The sequence below is a fragment of the Nocardia panacis genome (genome assembly GCF_003598715.1).
Classification (GTDB): Bacteria; Actinomycetota; Actinomycetes; order Mycobacteriales; family Mycobacteriaceae; genus Nocardia; species Nocardia panacis.
Genome location: NZ_QZFU01000029.1, coordinates 122,155 through 136,327 on the forward strand (window position 1 = coordinate 122,155; position 14,173 = coordinate 136,327).

At 66.4% G+C, this 14,173-nt stretch carries 12 protein-coding genes and 1 pseudogene; 9 read left to right on the forward strand and 4 right to left on the reverse strand.

Features of this window, described 5'->3' with window-relative positions; all coding sequences use genetic code 11:
• A complete protein-coding gene (gene map / locus D5S18_RS23080; protein WP_120043170.1) occupies positions 1-801 on the forward strand; it encodes a type I methionyl aminopeptidase in 801 nt (266 codons plus the stop codon).
• 78 nt (positions 802-879) lie between these two features.
• Here the strand turns inward: map and D5S18_RS23085 are convergent, their stop codons facing one another.
• From D5S18_RS23085 to dtd, 4 genes are all read right to left on the reverse strand, one after another.
• Positions 880-1,347, reverse strand: coding sequence for a DNA-directed RNA polymerase subunit beta (locus D5S18_RS23085; protein ID WP_120043171.1), 468 nt, complete (start codon positions 1,345-1,347; stop codon positions 880-882).
• Positions 1,348-1,606: 259 nt separating this feature from the next.
• Positions 1,607-3,124: a hypothetical protein gene (locus D5S18_RS23090; protein WP_120043172.1), complete on the reverse strand. Its 1,518-nt coding sequence runs from the start codon at positions 3,122-3,124 to the stop codon at positions 1,607-1,609.
• A 172-nt stretch (positions 3,125-3,296) separates the two neighbouring features.
• The gene (locus tag D5S18_RS23095; protein WP_120043173.1) at positions 3,297-4,055 is read right to left on the reverse strand and encodes a class I SAM-dependent methyltransferase; all 759 of its coding nucleotides are present in this window, start codon (positions 4,053-4,055) and stop codon (positions 3,297-3,299) included.
• 75 nt (positions 4,056-4,130) lie between these two features.
• On the reverse strand, positions 4,131-4,574 hold the full coding sequence (dtd, locus tag D5S18_RS23100; protein ID WP_120043472.1) for a D-aminoacyl-tRNA deacylase: 444 nt from the start codon (positions 4,572-4,574) through the stop codon (positions 4,131-4,133).
• Between the two features lie 167 nt (positions 4,575-4,741).
• Here dtd and D5S18_RS23105 point away from each other — a divergent pair, with 167 nt between their 5' ends.
• From D5S18_RS23105 to D5S18_RS23165, 8 genes and pseudogenes are all read left to right on the forward strand, one after another.
• Positions 4,742-5,494 (forward strand): bestrophin-like domain, encoded by a 753-nt coding sequence (locus D5S18_RS23105; RefSeq protein WP_120043174.1) that lies wholly within the window; start codon positions 4,742-4,744, stop codon positions 5,492-5,494.
• A 31-nt stretch (positions 5,495-5,525) separates the two neighbouring features.
• A complete protein-coding gene (locus D5S18_RS23110) occupies positions 5,526-6,341 on the forward strand; it encodes a hypothetical protein (RefSeq protein WP_147404095.1) in 816 nt (271 codons plus the stop codon).
• A gap of 507 nt (positions 6,342-6,848) precedes the next feature.
• Positions 6,849-7,166, forward strand: a complete 318-nt coding sequence (locus tag D5S18_RS23115) for a hypothetical protein (RefSeq protein ID WP_147404096.1) — start codon at positions 6,849-6,851, stop codon at positions 7,164-7,166.
• Positions 7,167-7,253: 87 nt separating this feature from the next.
• Positions 7,254-7,556: pseudogene (locus D5S18_RS36710) on the forward strand (WXG100-like domain-containing protein); the annotation flags it as partial.
• Positions 7,557-8,529: 973 nt separating this feature from the next.
• Positions 8,530-8,964, forward strand: a complete 435-nt coding sequence (locus D5S18_RS23130) for a hypothetical protein (protein ID WP_120043179.1) — start codon at positions 8,530-8,532, stop codon at positions 8,962-8,964.
• Positions 8,965-12,857: 3,893 nt separating this feature from the next.
• Complete coding sequence (locus D5S18_RS23155) at positions 12,858-13,238, forward strand: hypothetical protein (protein ID WP_120043184.1); 381 nt, start codon at positions 12,858-12,860, stop codon at positions 13,236-13,238.
• Between the two features lie 15 nt (positions 13,239-13,253).
• Entirely contained in the window at positions 13,254-13,706 is a 453-nt protein-coding gene (locus D5S18_RS23160) for a YbaB/EbfC family nucleoid-associated protein (RefSeq protein ID WP_120043185.1), read from the forward strand.
• Positions 13,707-13,845: 139 nt separating this feature from the next.
• Positions 13,846-14,160 (forward strand): hypothetical protein, encoded by a 315-nt coding sequence (locus tag D5S18_RS23165; protein ID WP_120043186.1) that lies wholly within the window; start codon positions 13,846-13,848, stop codon positions 14,158-14,160.
• Positions 14,161-14,173 lie beyond the last annotated feature (13 nt).

The window sequence follows — 14,173 nt, forward strand, 5'->3', positions numbered from 1 at the left end:
ATGGTTTTCGGCCGCAAAAACAAGAAGGTGGTGCCGTTCCGCACCGCGGGTGAACTCGACGCCATGGCGGCGGCGGGCGCGGTGGTCGGCCGTGCCCTGGTCGCGGTGCGCGCGGCCGCGGCGCCCGGCGTGTCGACGCTGGAGCTGGATCGGGTTGCCGAGCAGGTGATTCGGGATGCGGGCGCGGTGCCGTCGTTCAAGGGCTACCACGGTTTTCCGGGGTCGATCTGCTCCTCGGTGAATGATCGGGTGGTGCACGGGATTCCGTCCGCCGATGAGGTGCTCGCCGAGGGTGATCTGGTCTCCATCGATTGCGGCGCGATACTCGAGGGCTGGCACGGGGATTCGGCGTGGACCTTCGGTGTCGGCGCGCTGAGCGAGGCCGATGCGCTGCTCAGCGAGGCCACCCGGTTGTCCATGGAGGCGGGTATCAAGGCCATGCTGCCGGGTAATCGGCTCACCGATGTCTCGCACGCCATCGAGTTGGGCACCCGCGCGGTCGAGCGCGAGCACGGCTTGTCCTACGGCATTGTCGACGGCTACGGCGGTCACGCCATCGGCCGTGAGATGCATATGGATCCGTTCCTCGCCAATGAGGGTGCGCCGGGCAAGGGGCCGAGGCTCGTGGTGGGGTCGGTCTTGGCGATCGAGCCGATGCTCACCCTGGGCACGACCGAGACGCAGGTGCTCGACGACGACTGGACGGTGGTCACACTGGACGGTTCGCGTGCCGCGCACTGGGAGCACACGGTCGCGGTGACCGAAGAGGGTCCGCGCATTCTGACTTTGCGATCGGAATAGTCGCGAGAGTGCTTTCGGGCGGTGGATTCCTGGAATCCGCCGCCCGTTTCGCGTTCGTGCCGACGGTTCGGTGCGTTGCTAGGCCGAAACTGCTTGCGGCGGTGCGGTACACGCGCGCACGGTCTCGATGATGTCGAGTCCGGACGGACGGTAGGTGTCGGCGGGCGGTACAACCCATTGCCGGTATCCGGTCTGGGCATCGGCGGGGGAGGGGAGGGCTATCTCGCCGCCGATCGGGACAATGGACACATTGAGCCGGAACATGTCGGCGAATATGTGCACATCGTCGCGGATATCCGGCCGCACCAGGAAGGTCCAGCGGCCGGATCTGGCGTGGGAGATGATGGGACCCACGGTCATTCGGCGGCGCAGGAGTTCCTCCCTGACGCGCTGGCCGAGTGGCGCGGGCATGGTGACGGCGCCTACCGCGCCTGCTTTGACCACGATCCGCCCGATTTCCGGATGGATGCCCGCAGGCAGATCGCAGGTGCGACGGTAGTACGCGCACCGGGTGGTCGGTGTGTCGGCGATTGCCAGTTGGTCCATGGTGGATGCCTCGACTCACATCGAAAGTTGGTGCTGCGCCGAGCCGATGTGGACTTCAACTGTGCCAGTGCGCAGCACTGTCACGGCATTGTCCAGGCGCAGGTTCAGTAGATCACCCCGGAGGGACTGAAAGGAAGATTCAGCGAGAAATCCCCATGTGAAAATAACTAACACGGAGGCGCGGTCGATCGCTGCCAATTAGCTTACGCCACTGCAGAATTGGGGTATGCCACCGGGTGGGCACGCCGACCGGTCGGTTCTAGTCGGCGGTCTTCCCGAGGAACAGCACGTGATGGCCGCGATCGAGACCGTTGGCGCCGACCTGACGCAACCCGGTGTCGGGCAATCCGCTCAGTTTGGTGAACATCTGCGAATTACCAAAGGCCGCACGGAGTTTGGCCTCAGTGGCGTGGCCGACGCCGTAGTCGGCGAGTCGGGCGAAATCCAGCGGGCGCATCGGGGCGTCCAGCGGCGGCTGCCCGCTCGGGCGACCCAAACCCGCGAACTCGGTCGCGACACCCTTTTCGTACCAGCACAATTCGTAGGCGATATCGGCGGTCTGGGTGATCGACAGCACCGGCCAGTCCTGTGACAGACGCAGGGCCAGTGGATGCCTACCGAGCGGGGCCAACTCCCAGTTCATACTCATGACCACGACCCAGCCGCCCGCGGGCGGATCGATGAGCACCACGTCATCGCTGAGGGTGTCGGCGGCATTGAGTTCGGGTTCCGGGATCCGCCAACGGTTTTCGTCCAAGCCGAGAAAGGTGCTGCGATCGACCGGGTAGACATCGTCGGCGGAATAGGCGGCGATGAGGGCGGCGCGCACCATCTCGGCGGCATTGCGGCCGGGCACCCGCACCGCCAGTGCGCCGTAGGTGGTGCCCAGTTCCACCGGCAGGGCGGGCGGATCGGGTTCGGTGCCCGCCTCCAGCGGGCGCAGCCCGACCAGGGTCAGCCGCCAGTTGATCTCCTCGACGGTGGACAGGTCGCCCGAGGTCTTGTAGAGGATCTGCTGCTGGGTGAGTTGGCCCGCCTGTTCGAGCGTGCGGCAGTTGAGTTCGGTGAGTGCCCGGTGCGCCTTGGGTGTCAGGTCGAGATCGCGAATTCCGCAGGCGCGCAGCCGGATCGACATATTGGTCGAGGTCATGGCGGCAAAGCGCTCGCGATACATGGAGATGGCGAGCCTGCGCGAGCGGCCGACCATGAGGGTGCGCAGCAGGGTGCTCAGGCTGGAGAGGTATTTTCCGGCCAGTTCCGGGTTCTCGGCGGCGAGCCGACTGCGGATGCGCGCGGCGTCGAGGGTGGCGGCCACGGAGACATCCTGATCCAGCCGGGCCAACCAGACCCCGCATTTGGACAGTCCGTCGGCGCACATGCCCGCGGCCTGCGGGTATTCCTGTGCCACCTGGCGATAGGTATCGCAGGCCCAGCGGATGACGCTCAGCAGTTGTTCGCGACGACCCGCGTGCCTGGCCACCTGCTCGAAGATGCGCAGCGCCTCGGTGACCTCGGCGGCGAAGCGCGCCTCTACCTGCCCGTCGGCCAGCCGGCGCAGCCGGATCATCACCCCCTCCTCGGCGGGGGCCACCGCCTCTTTGGAACGGTCGCGCGAACCCTTGTCGGCATGGGTGGCGAGCAGGGCCTTGGCCAGGTCGATCAGAGAGGCCGCCAGCCGCAGTTCGGATTCGGCCGACCGATCGGACGAGGCGTAGCGTTCCGCGGCGATCCGGCGTTCGATGGCGTTCAGGTCCATCGCGATTCTCGATTCCCGCATGATCCTCCGCATCCGTCTGGCCACCGAGTCTGTCACGGTTGCGGTTGTGGCGCACCCGGATCCGTATCCGGGGGTGGGTGGCGGTGTGGTATGGGGTCGCGGAGGTGGGTGGTCGAATTGCCTTGCTGGTCAAGGGGTGCCGCACACAATTGTCGAACAGGGCAGGACACCGTCAATGCCGGATGGCGCGGATGACGGTGGTCAGCATCGGCGCCTCGAATTCGCCTGCACCGGTATCGGGGTGGCCGCGCAGGTAGGTCAGGACGCGGCGCAGCATTTCGGTGCGCTCCTGTTCGGGCAGGATCAGCAGCGCCGAATGGGTGCCCAGTTGGGCGGTGAGCGAGTCCGCCGTGCGCCGTTGGGAGTGGGCGAAGTCCCTGCGTTCGGAACTCGGAAAGAACGGGTGCGCGGGCAGATCCTCGACCGCGGGATTCGGATCTTCCCCTTCGTCGGCGAGCCGTTCCATATCTCGCACCCAGTCGACGGTACGGTCGGAATCGTTCCACAGCGCGGCGAGCACACCGGCTGGGCGCAATATCCTGGCGATCTCGGGGAAGGCGCGCGCCTTGTCGAACCAGTGGAATGCCTGGCCGACCGCGACCGCGTCGACCACCGCATCGGGCAGCGGAATCGATTCCGCCGTACCGGAATACACCGGAATATCGGGATATTTCGCCGTTAGTTCGGCGCGCATATCGGCATCGGGCTCGACCGCGATGACGCGGTACCCCATCGCGCGCAGCCCGCCGGTGAGCTTGCCGGTGCCCGCGCCGAGATCGAGAAGGGTGCCGCCCGGTGGGGCGGACTCCAGCGCCCACCGGATGCCCGCTACTGGGTAGTCGGGTCGATGCCGCTCGTAATCGGCCGCATGCGCGCCGAACGATCCGGCTCGTCGCGTCCACATTTCATGCTGCTCTGTCGAATTCGCCATAATTCACGGTACGGCTCAAGATTGTCCGGCGCGGTGGACATTTGGGGCGTGTGCGCTGCTGGACCTTGACAGGGCCTATGCCTCCAGCAGGATGGTGACCGGACCGTCGTTGACCAGTTCGATCCGCATATGCGCGCCGAAACTGCCGGTGGCCACCGTCGCGCCGAGGTCGCGCAGCGCCGCGGCGAAGGCGTCTACCAGCGGTTCGGCGACCGGACCCGATGCGGCCGCCGACCAGCTCGGCCTACGGCCCTTCGCCGTATCGGCGTAGAGGGTGAACTGGCTGACCACCAGGATCGGGGCGTCGAGATCGGCGGCGGAGCGCTCACCGTCGAGAATGCGCAGCCGCCAGACTTTCTCCGCCAAGGTCAGCGTCGTGGCGGGAGTGTCGGCGTGGGTGATGCCGACCAGCGCGAGCAGGCCGTGCGGCGCGCCCGACGCGGCCGGATCAATACGGCCGACCACCGAGTCGTCCACGGTGACGGCGGCCGAACTCACTCGCTGAAGCAGGATGCGCACAGCATTGGATTCTGCCGCACCTCCCCGCACCCGGCGCGACGCGCCGAAGGACGCCGCGCCGGGGGCGAACCCGTTTCGGAAATACCACCATCCGCCCGCGACCTTGTCGCGAATACCCTCATGCCAAGCCACCCTCGGTCGGCAGTTCTCGGGAGGTGATCCGCGCTATGGTGCGGGAATTGATCGTCGCCGTCGCATCGGCGGCCATCGCGCTCATCGTCTTCGTGGTCGGAGATCGGTTGCGGCCCAAGTCCTGGCACGGCGTGGACGAGGATCCGGCGGGCGCGCTACTACTCGACATGATCAAGACCTTCTTCACGGCCGTGATCGCCTTCATCTTCGTGGTCTGCTGGCAGCAGTACGACGATGCCCGCAAGAACACCGTGGTCGAGGCGAACGCGCTGGTCGAAACCTATTGGGCCGCACACTCGATGCCCGGACCCGATGGGCAGCGGATCCAGGATCTGGTGCGCGACTACACGACTGGCGTCCTCGAGGTGGAGTGGCCGGTGATGGATCACGATCGGCAGCTCAGCGGGCAGGTGCAGCGCACATTGGATTCGCTGCGCCAAGCCGTGGGGCAGATCGATTCACCCGACCCCAATATCGGCAACCTGCGTTCCTCGGCAATGTCGAGCCTGGAGCAGGTGTCCAAAGCGCGTTCGGAACGGGGTGTGACGGCGAGCCACGGGATTCCAGGGTTTCTCTACACCCTGCTGTATATCGCCACCGTGCTGCTGTTGTTCACCCCTGTGCTATCCGCGGTGCGGGTCACCGGGCGCAGCACCTTGATGATCGGGCTGCTGGGGATGGTCGTCGGGTCGGCGCTGTTGCTGATCCACGAACTCGACTACCCCTTCTCGGGCGGCGATATCGTGTCGCGCGACGCCTTCGAATTCGCTAGATCGCGATTCCAATAGCCGGTCGGTCGGCTCGGAGGGGTGGTGGAAGATGAGGCAGGCAAAGGTTTTGGCGCTGATACCCGCGGTAGTTCTCGCGTTCGGTGCGCCGGTGGCCTCGGGTGCGCCACCCATCGGAACGGGCAGCTTCGGTTTCGATACCGGAAGTGGTTCTGTTGGGACGGAATTCGAGCCCTATGGCGAGGAGTTGACGATACCTACGGCTCGTGCCGTACCCGCGCAGTCCGCTCCGGTGGCGACCGTCCCGGTCGCGCCTGCGGAGGTGTCGACGGAACCTGCTGCCGCGGAGGCAGATTCGCCGCAGCACGAGAATGGTTCCGGCGCTGCGGTATTGCCCGCCTGTTTGGGGAGTGCGGCGCTCGGCGGGTTGGCGGTGCTGCTGCTCACCGGGAGCGGGCCGGGGAGCGGTGTCGGTAGCGGTCTGGTCGGTACCGGCTCGGCGGTCGGAAGCGGGCTGCTCGGAACGGGTTCCGCCACCGGAAGCGCGTTGGCGGGCAGCGCGGCGGCGGGCAGCGGATTGCTCTGTCTGCTGCTCGCGGTGCCGCCTCCGCCTCCGCCCGAGCCATTGCCGCCGCTGTTGATTCCGCAGCCCCCCGCTGCGGAGCCGCCGAGACCCGCGGTGATTCAGGTGATTGCACCGCCAGAACCGGAGCCCTCGATTCCGCCTGCTCCGGAGCGGGTCGTCGCGCCGCCTCCGCCTCCGCCGCCTCGCGCGCAGGCAGTCGAGAAAGCCGCCGAATCTTCGTGGCATCTGATGGAATTGGTGACGGTGCTTTTGGTGGTGACCGTCATCGCCGTCGGACGTGGCGCCACGGCAGGCCGGAATCGGGGTGGTCGCGCGCGGTAGCGAACCAGCGTCCTGGTCAGCGCTTCCAAAACACGTGTCCTCGTCATCGGCGCGATCATCGATGGTCCTGCAGTACCCCTTCGCGCCGGCACACAGAGCGGCCCTCCAGGTGGCTGCTGGTCTATTGACATTGTCCGGTGACGCGGATGTCAACGCCGGGAATGTCTGGGGAGTTCGGCGCCGGTGCGGTGTACAGGTGGGCCAGTGCGGGGCGTTTCCTCCTCGGCACTCGAGCGCCGCGATGGCTACCCGGCCGGGGCAGATCGAACGTCTCGCCAGAGGTCTTCGAGGGCGGGTAAACCAATGTTCTCGGGCATTCGAGCGTCAAGGTTGCGTCAGTGACGGTCGATTCGCGGTGGTATCCGGTATGGGGTGCGGACCTGCGTCGGGGGAGTTTCCGGGGCGGATTCGGGTGTCGTTGGGTTGGTATCAGGAGCGCGTAAATTTCCTATTCGTCCCATATTTCGCATGGCATGGTCGAGACCTGCTGTTGTGAAAGGGGTCGAGGTGGCGAGCAAGGTTGAGATCCACCATGAGCAATTGCGCGGCACCGCCGTGCAACTGGATTCGCTGCGCGGACGGATGACGACGATTCTCAGCGAGCTCGAGGCAGCACTCGGTGCGCGCGGCGCGGCTTGGGGCTACGACAGTTACGGCAGCAACTTCGCCGATGGCGACACCGGTTATACCGCCGCGCACGCCAACCTCAAAGAGGGTATGGACAACGTGGCGAAGACGTTCGCCGCCTACTCCAAAGGGCACCGTGATTCCGCAGATCTGTTGTGGGAGCGCGAGATTCGATCGGCCCACCGCCTACGCGGGTAGTGCGGTGTGACGATCTACCTGCCCGGCGGGCTGCACTGGCTCGGTTATGTCGCAGGCTCGGCTTGGCCCCTCGGCGACGAGGACAAGATGTGGGCCATCGCGGGTGATTGGCGCCATGCCGCCGACGAACTGAACAAACTCCTACCCGACCTGCACAGGGTCCGGAAGGATACTGCGGCCGCCTATCCGGCGGGTGCGGGTGGGGCCGCGATGATCTCGGCGCTCGATCAACTCGCCGACGACCGGAACGAACACTCCATCGCCCGCCTGTCCGAAATCCTCGGCAAGGTCGCGGAGGCCTCCGATGCCACCGGCACCGAAATCGAATACACCAAGGTTCTCATCATCACTTCGCTGGCACTGCTGGCAGGTGAGATCGCCGCCGCCTGGCTCTTCCCACCCACCGCCCCCCTCGTCGAGGCCGCGGCCATCGCCGTCACCCGCGTCGCCATCCGCATCCTCGGCCGCCGGGCCGCGACCGCTATCACCGAGTACGCCACCAAATTCGGCCTGGCCCACCTATTTCGCTTCGCCGTCGGACACGTGCTCGTCGGGACGGTTGTCGGCACCGGACAGGATGTCGCGATCCAGTACGGACAGGAGCTGGCAGGCCATCGGAAATCAATGGACTGGGAGCGTGTCGGCACCACCGCCTACACCTCCGCCTTCGGCGGTCTGGTCGGTAGTCCGCTCGGCGGCGGGTTGGCGAAAATCGCGGCCAAGGCACCGCTGAAAGGGCCTTTGGGAACCGCGTTCAAAGGAGCCGCCGTCGGTGTCGGATCCGGAATGGCGGGCGGGGTCGCCTCGTGGGGAATCGGCGGCTTCTTCAACGGGTTCAGCTGGGATCCAAGGGTTTTGACCAGCACCGCCGCCTACGGCGCCGGAGTCGGATCGGCGAAGGGGTATCGGTCGGTCAAGCCTCGGGTGCGGGGTTGGGGAGCGAGTGGGTCATCAGGGAGTGGGCGGTATTCCGCCCCTGGTGGTGGACCCGCCGGCACCGGGCCTGATGGTCGCGGTGGGACACCGGCAGGCGCTGCGCGGGCGGGCGATCCGTCGGGCGGCGTGACATCGAATAGCGGCGCATCGAAGAGTGGCGCGTCTGCCCCCGGCGCCGGAGGAGACCCCGCCCGCTCGACGAGCGCTGGTTCTGCGGCGAATACTGCTGCGGGAGTCCGGAATCCAGGCGGTTTGCCGGACCCTCATGGGTCCGCGTCCGGCTCGGCCGTCCGACCGACTTCGCACGGGACCCCCGCTCAACCCCACGGTTCGGGCGATCCGTCCACCGCGTCTTCGAATCACCCGTCATCGGGGGTGGCAGGAACCTCGACCAATTCTGTAGCCGGTCGGTCGGAAGTAGCGGTGCATGCGGCAGGCGACCCGGCGGTTGCGGGAGTTCACGGGGCGGGTTCGGGTGTGGGTGTCGCAAACACTGGCACTGGTGGGGGACAGCAGGTATCCAGGGCGGGTGCGCACAGTGCCGGTGATCCTGCGGCGCATCCTTCGCGGAACGCGTCTGGTGCCGGTGATCCGAGTGGGCGTTCCTCGGGTGCTGGGTCGGCAACAGGTGGGTCCTCGGGTGCGGTGGGAGAATCGACCGGCGCTGCAGGCCGAGCCGGGTCGCCGGGGGCAGGGGCGTCCGGGGTTCACGGTGTGGGCGCCGGTGATCCTGCGGCGCATCCCTCGGGAAATGCGGCGAGTGCCGGTGATCCGGGTGCGCGACCTTCGGCGCAGAGGACGGTCGGTGCGACGTCGGAAGGCGGATCATCGAACGCTGCTGCCGGTAGCGGCGAGCAGGTAGTGCGTGCCGGCCAGTCGGGAACTGATGCGGGCGATCCGCGATATGGCGGTGGAGTCGCCAATGAAGCCGGTGGCGGTGACAATTCGCGTTCATCGGGTGTTGCTGGGGAATCCGGAGGCCCTGCGACTGACCGCTCCGTTCGCGTGGGAAATGTCGAGGGCGGTCATGGTGCGCCCGACGGGACTGCGGTGGAGCGGGGAACGAATCCGGGGCATCCCGCGGCCAGTGGTGATTCCGGTGATGGATCCGCTGCCCGTCCGTCGGCTCTCGGGGACGAGTCGCAGACCGGGGCGACGCCGAGTCCCCGCAGTGGCTCCGAGGCGATTGCTGGGGAAAGTGGCGCTGCGGCGGTTGTCGGGAAAGGTGGCGCTGCGGCGGTGGTAGGGGAAGGTGGCGTTTCAGCGGTGGCAGGGGAAGGTGGCGCTATGGCGTCGGGCAACTCCGGCACTGCGACCTCTTCGCACGGAACCAGAGGTGAGGCGGCGGGATCGGGTGCCGAGCCGAAGGCTGGTGCCTCCGGTGACGTCACTCGGAGCGAGGCGGGGAACAGGGGTGGAGGCAGCGACGGACGTGCGAATACTGGTGAGCAGCAGTCGAGTGCGGGGGAGGGGCGCAAACCGCAGGGCGTGCGGCTTGGATCGGGAGGGGACGGCAGCGCTATCCGACCGGGATCGGAGTCTGGAGCAGGGGTTTCACAACGGGGCGGGGCCGGAGAGGAGAAGCAGGGTGCGGTACAGGCGGGCAAGACGTCAGCCGAAGCGCCAAAGGCGTCCGCCCGCGAGACCAATGGAGCTGAAAGTCGGTCTGCCGCATCATCACCCGACGCGCCAACGCACGGCCCCACCGAAACCCATACATCTCCCGAACATGTCGATGCGCTACGGGAACACGCACGCACTCTCGGTATCGATCCGGAGGGTCTGACCCCGGCCCAACTCGAACAACAAATCCGAAAGGCATTCGACCGCAGGCTATCCGACCTAAAAACGGCGTCGGACCTGATTGACAGCGCTGCTCTGAGCCCCACCGAGAGCCACCATCAACAGCAGCAGATTCGCCAACAAATCGACGAACTGCACACCGCCCGAACCAAATTCGAGCATGACCTTGCCGAGGGCGGCACACCGAAATCGCCCGAGCCGCCTCGTGCCTCCGCAGACCCGGTCGAGCCGAGACCCGAGTCGGGGACCAGCCCTGCTTCGGAATCTCGCCCCCATATCGGCGCGCAGTCGCAATCCGAGACCCCCAACGGGCATGCCTCTCGACCGGAGTCCGCGTCGGAGACGGGCAGTCGATCTCCGTCCGAGTCCACGCCTGCTACCGCGACGCGCCAGCAGGCCGTACCACCTCGAGAATTCGGATCTGCTACCGACGGTGCGGCTCGTTCAATCGGATCGGGGGTACCCGCCGGTGAGTCGGCGGGTGCGGGTGCGAATGGTGCTGTGCACGAGGGTACGTCGGGGCCGCGGCCTGCCGGTGAGCACGCGACGGACGGTGCCGGTGGGACGCGTGGCGAGTCTGGCGGCGTGGGGGAGAACGGAGCTGGGGAACCAGGCGCGAGGCAGGGAGGTTCGCCTGCGGTCCATGAGCCATCGCCGCCGGTGCAACGCGAGGTCAAGAGGCTGGCAGCGTTGCGGGCGGTGCTGACGGAGCGGTTGCCGGGGTTGCGGGCGGCGTTGCGGGTATTGGTTGGGCGAATGCCGGTGACGGAGGCCGGGCTCGTGCCGGGGGACCCGCTGGCCCGGACACTCGACGAGTTGCGTGGGAAGACCATGCGGGTCGATGAGATGGCCGAAAAGCATGCTCGCATTGATGAGTTGGAGCGGGCAGCGAATGAGTACAACGGGACGCGCACACGGGTTTTCGACCTGACCGATCGCATGATGAGTGCGGCGGGCGGCGACTATCTGAGGTCGATCGGCGCAGGGTTCATCTCCGATCGGGTCGGTGTGGTCGACGGTGCGCGGCCGTCCGTTGTCGTAGTCGGGCGACAGTCCGGTGAAGGAGCACACGCGGACGCATTGCGGGTGGCCGCCGCACAGAACACAGAAGTAGCCGCAGCGCTGGCACATCCGGAGGTGACGGTCCGCTTCGTGCGGCTCACCATCGACTCGGCAGGCACCGTCCATATCTCCGATCTGCCCACCCCCGGTGCACGCGATCTCCCCGTGCCGACTGCCGGCTCCGCGAAAGTTGGTTCCATGCTGGGGAATTCATCGGCGAGTCCGGATGCACAGCCGGGAGCCGGGCGGACTGGCCGCAGTCAGTCGGGTATCCCACAGGGCTCCACGCCCGGTGTACCCGACTCCGCCGCGCAGACTGGAGATTCCGCGAAAGCTGGTTCCGTACTGGCGAATTCATCGACACATCCGGATACTCCGTCAGGAACCGGACGGACTGGCCGCGGTCAGTCGGGCAACCCGCAGGGTTCCACAGCGAGTGGGCCGGGTGCGGGTGATCGTGGTGTCGGTCGAACCGGCGATGCCGGCGGAAGTGCGAACTCCGGCAGTCCCCATGCCAATAGTGCGGGCGGGGCGAGTGGTAGCGCCGGTGGAACTGTTGATCCCGGCGCATCGAGTGCGAATGCCGGTGGTCTCGGCCATGCGAACTCCACGGGTGCGGCGAATACTGGCGGAGGTTTCGGGCAGAACAGTGCCCATGGTGGGTCGAATCCCAATGGAGGTGCGACCGGCCAGTCGGGCAATCACGATGGAACTGGCGATCCGAGCCGGTCGAGCGATCCCGGCCGGTCGAATGGGATTGGCAATCAGGGTGAGTCGGGCAGTGGTGGCTCCGGCCGGGTTGGTAGCTCAAATGGCGGTGGGGCGGGCCGGACCGGAAACCAAGGTGGGTCGACTGCTTCCGAGAAGCCGGAAGTGCCCGAGTTGACGTCCCAAGTCCCCTACACCCCCAGATATCTGCCGCCCGCCGATATCCCGCTGTTCACTGCGCCGAACCCGCCGGATGCCTCCGGGTGGGGTCGACTTTTTGCACCGGCGGGACAGGATCCAGTTCCCGGAGCGGAACCCGGTTCAGGTACACAGCCTGGCGGTCAACCAGGATCACGCCCGGATATGAGGCCGGAAATACGACCTCACCCGTCGGATTCCGCACCCCCACAGCATGTTCCGAGGCCGGGACGCGGATCCGAATCGCATCCTGGACTGGGAGAGCCCAGTGGGGCCGCGTCGGGATCCGGGCCGAGTCCACGTCCAGACCGATCTTCGGGATCAGGCCCGCATCCCGCCCCGTCGTCGACTTCAGGAGCGAGTCCGCGTCCAACACCCTCTGGACCGAGTCCGAGCCCTGACCCGTCGTCCTCCGGGCCGAGTCCGCACCCTGATCCCTCCTCGTCCAATGGTCCGACTTCGAATCCAACATCCACCGGGTCGAGTCCGCGTCCGGATCCGACTTCGTCTTCGGGGTCGAGTCCGCGTCCGGATCCGACTTCGTCTTCGGGGTCGAGTCCGCGTCCCGACCCGACTTCGTCCTCGGGACCCTGGCCACATCCCGATCCGACACCATCGAGTCCGGGCTCCACTTCGACACCAGGTTCTTCGGGAACCTCGAATCCGACAGCCACCAGCCCATCGCCCGGACCGACTAGAGCACCGACTTCAAGTCCATCGCCGGGAGCTGAATCGACTGTTCGGCCAGCACCCAGTGGAAGCCCGTCGAGTGCGGGAAGTCTTGTACCGGCGTCATTTTCGGGCGGGACCGTAGTCGCGGACAGTGCAGTGGACCTACCTGAGCGCGGGAACGGCGCTCAGGGGACAACGGTCGGGACGCCGACCTCTTCATTGCCCGGTCAAACCCACACCCCGAACTACGGCAGAAGCCCGACCTCGATCTCAGCGCGCCACGGCCGAGTCGAGGGCATTCTGGTGCGGTCCATGTCCGGCCTGAGTGAGCATGCGGAGTTCGATACCGAAGCGGGCACGCTGCGGACGGTGATTGATCCCACACCGGACGCGCCGGCCCGGCTGGGCGGCGTCTTCGATGATCTGGATGGTCATCTGGTTGTCTTCTACCGCGCCCACAGCGGTCTATTCCTCAGCGTCGATTCGCATACTGTCGATCTCGAGGATGGCGCACGCACAGAGTGGTACAGCTGCGACCGGGCGAGCTCGTATTTCGCCGTGACACAGCACAATTCGATACGATTCGCCGCCACCTATCGAAATCGACTGCCCGACAGAGATATCGGCCGCTTCATTGACGAGGTGCTGGCGAACCCTGCTCGCCGCGCACGTCTATTCCTGCCGCGCAATTGATTCCGAGGAGAAGCCATGCCCAATGAGCGCGCGAGAGAAGACATGCTCGAGATCATGGATGATTTCGAGCAGCAAATGGAGCTGATCTCGCGCCTCGGCGCGGAGCGGGCACGAATCATCGGCCGCGCCTCGGTGCGTGGCAAACGGGTGACCGTAGCAGTGAATGCCGAAGGGGCACTGATCGATACGCGATTCAGCGCGGATATCGACGATCTCGACTATGCGGAGATCGCGAGCGCGGTCACGGAGGCGGCCCGGCTGGCCGCGGCCGATGCGGCGGCGCAGGCGCGAGAGTTGATGACTCCCTTGCTCGTTCAGCGCGCGCGACTGCCGAAGCTGTCGGATCTCATCGAGGGAATGCCGGATCTGAGTGGTCGAGTTCCGACTGCGCCGCAGCGCGAGGAACCCGCTGCCGGGGGCGAAGAATCCTACCGGCAATCGGGTGGCGTCACCGATTCGAGTTGGTGATAGCCGCTGCGCGTAACGGCTTCGGTGCCCCCTGTTCATATTTGAGCCACTGGAGCGTCGCTATCAGGTGTCACTGTCGAAATTCACCCGTAGCTGTGACGGGTGGGAGCGACCGGGCGGCACAGGAGGAGCAAACGCGATGGCTACCAAGATCGGGATCTACCCTTCGCTGCTGCGCCAGGCCGGTGGAAAGACCTCCGATATCCATGACCGGATCATCAATGTCCTCACCGCGTTGGAGGCATCGATCGCGGGTCGTGGCGAACCCTGGGGCGATGACAAGATCGGCCACCAGTTCACTCAGGGGGACAACGGCTATCTCGCCTCCCAGGAGGGCAGCACCAAGAGCGGCCGCAGTATGGCGGCCAGCTTCGACAGCTTCTCGACCAGTCAGTATCGGGCGGCCGACACATTGGAGCGGACCGACCGAAACAACCCCTTCGGTAAGCCCTGACCCCGAGGCCATC

What these genes read in the sequence shown, in the direction of transcription:
- D5S18_RS23165 (WP_120043186.1), top strand. Translation starts at nt 13,846, where the DNA reads ATGGCTACCAAGATCGGGATCTACCCTTCGCTGCTGCGCCAGGCCGGT.
- D5S18_RS23090 (WP_120043172.1), bottom strand. Translation starts at nt 3,124, where the DNA reads ATGCGGGAATCGAGAATCGCGATGGACCTGAACGCCATCGAACGCCGG.
- D5S18_RS23095 (WP_120043173.1), bottom strand. Translation starts at nt 4,055, where the DNA reads ATGGCGAATTCGACAGAGCAGCATGAAATGTGGACGCGACGAGCCGGA.
- D5S18_RS23155 (WP_120043184.1), top strand. Translation starts at nt 12,858, where the DNA reads ATGTCCGGCCTGAGTGAGCATGCGGAGTTCGATACCGAAGCGGGCACG.
- map (WP_120043170.1), top strand. Translation starts at nt 1, where the DNA reads ATGGTTTTCGGCCGCAAAAACAAGAAGGTGGTGCCGTTCCGCACCGCG.
- D5S18_RS23110 (WP_147404095.1), top strand. Translation starts at nt 5,526, where the DNA reads ATGAGGCAGGCAAAGGTTTTGGCGCTGATACCCGCGGTAGTTCTCGCG.
- D5S18_RS23130 (WP_120043179.1), top strand. Translation starts at nt 8,530, where the DNA reads ATGCGGCAGGCGACCCGGCGGTTGCGGGAGTTCACGGGGCGGGTTCGG.
- D5S18_RS23105 (WP_120043174.1), top strand. Translation starts at nt 4,742, where the DNA reads ATGGTGCGGGAATTGATCGTCGCCGTCGCATCGGCGGCCATCGCGCTC.
- D5S18_RS23085 (WP_120043171.1), bottom strand. Translation starts at nt 1,347, where the DNA reads ATGGACCAACTGGCAATCGCCGACACACCGACCACCCGGTGCGCGTAC.
- D5S18_RS23160 (WP_120043185.1), top strand. Translation starts at nt 13,254, where the DNA reads ATGCCCAATGAGCGCGCGAGAGAAGACATGCTCGAGATCATGGATGAT.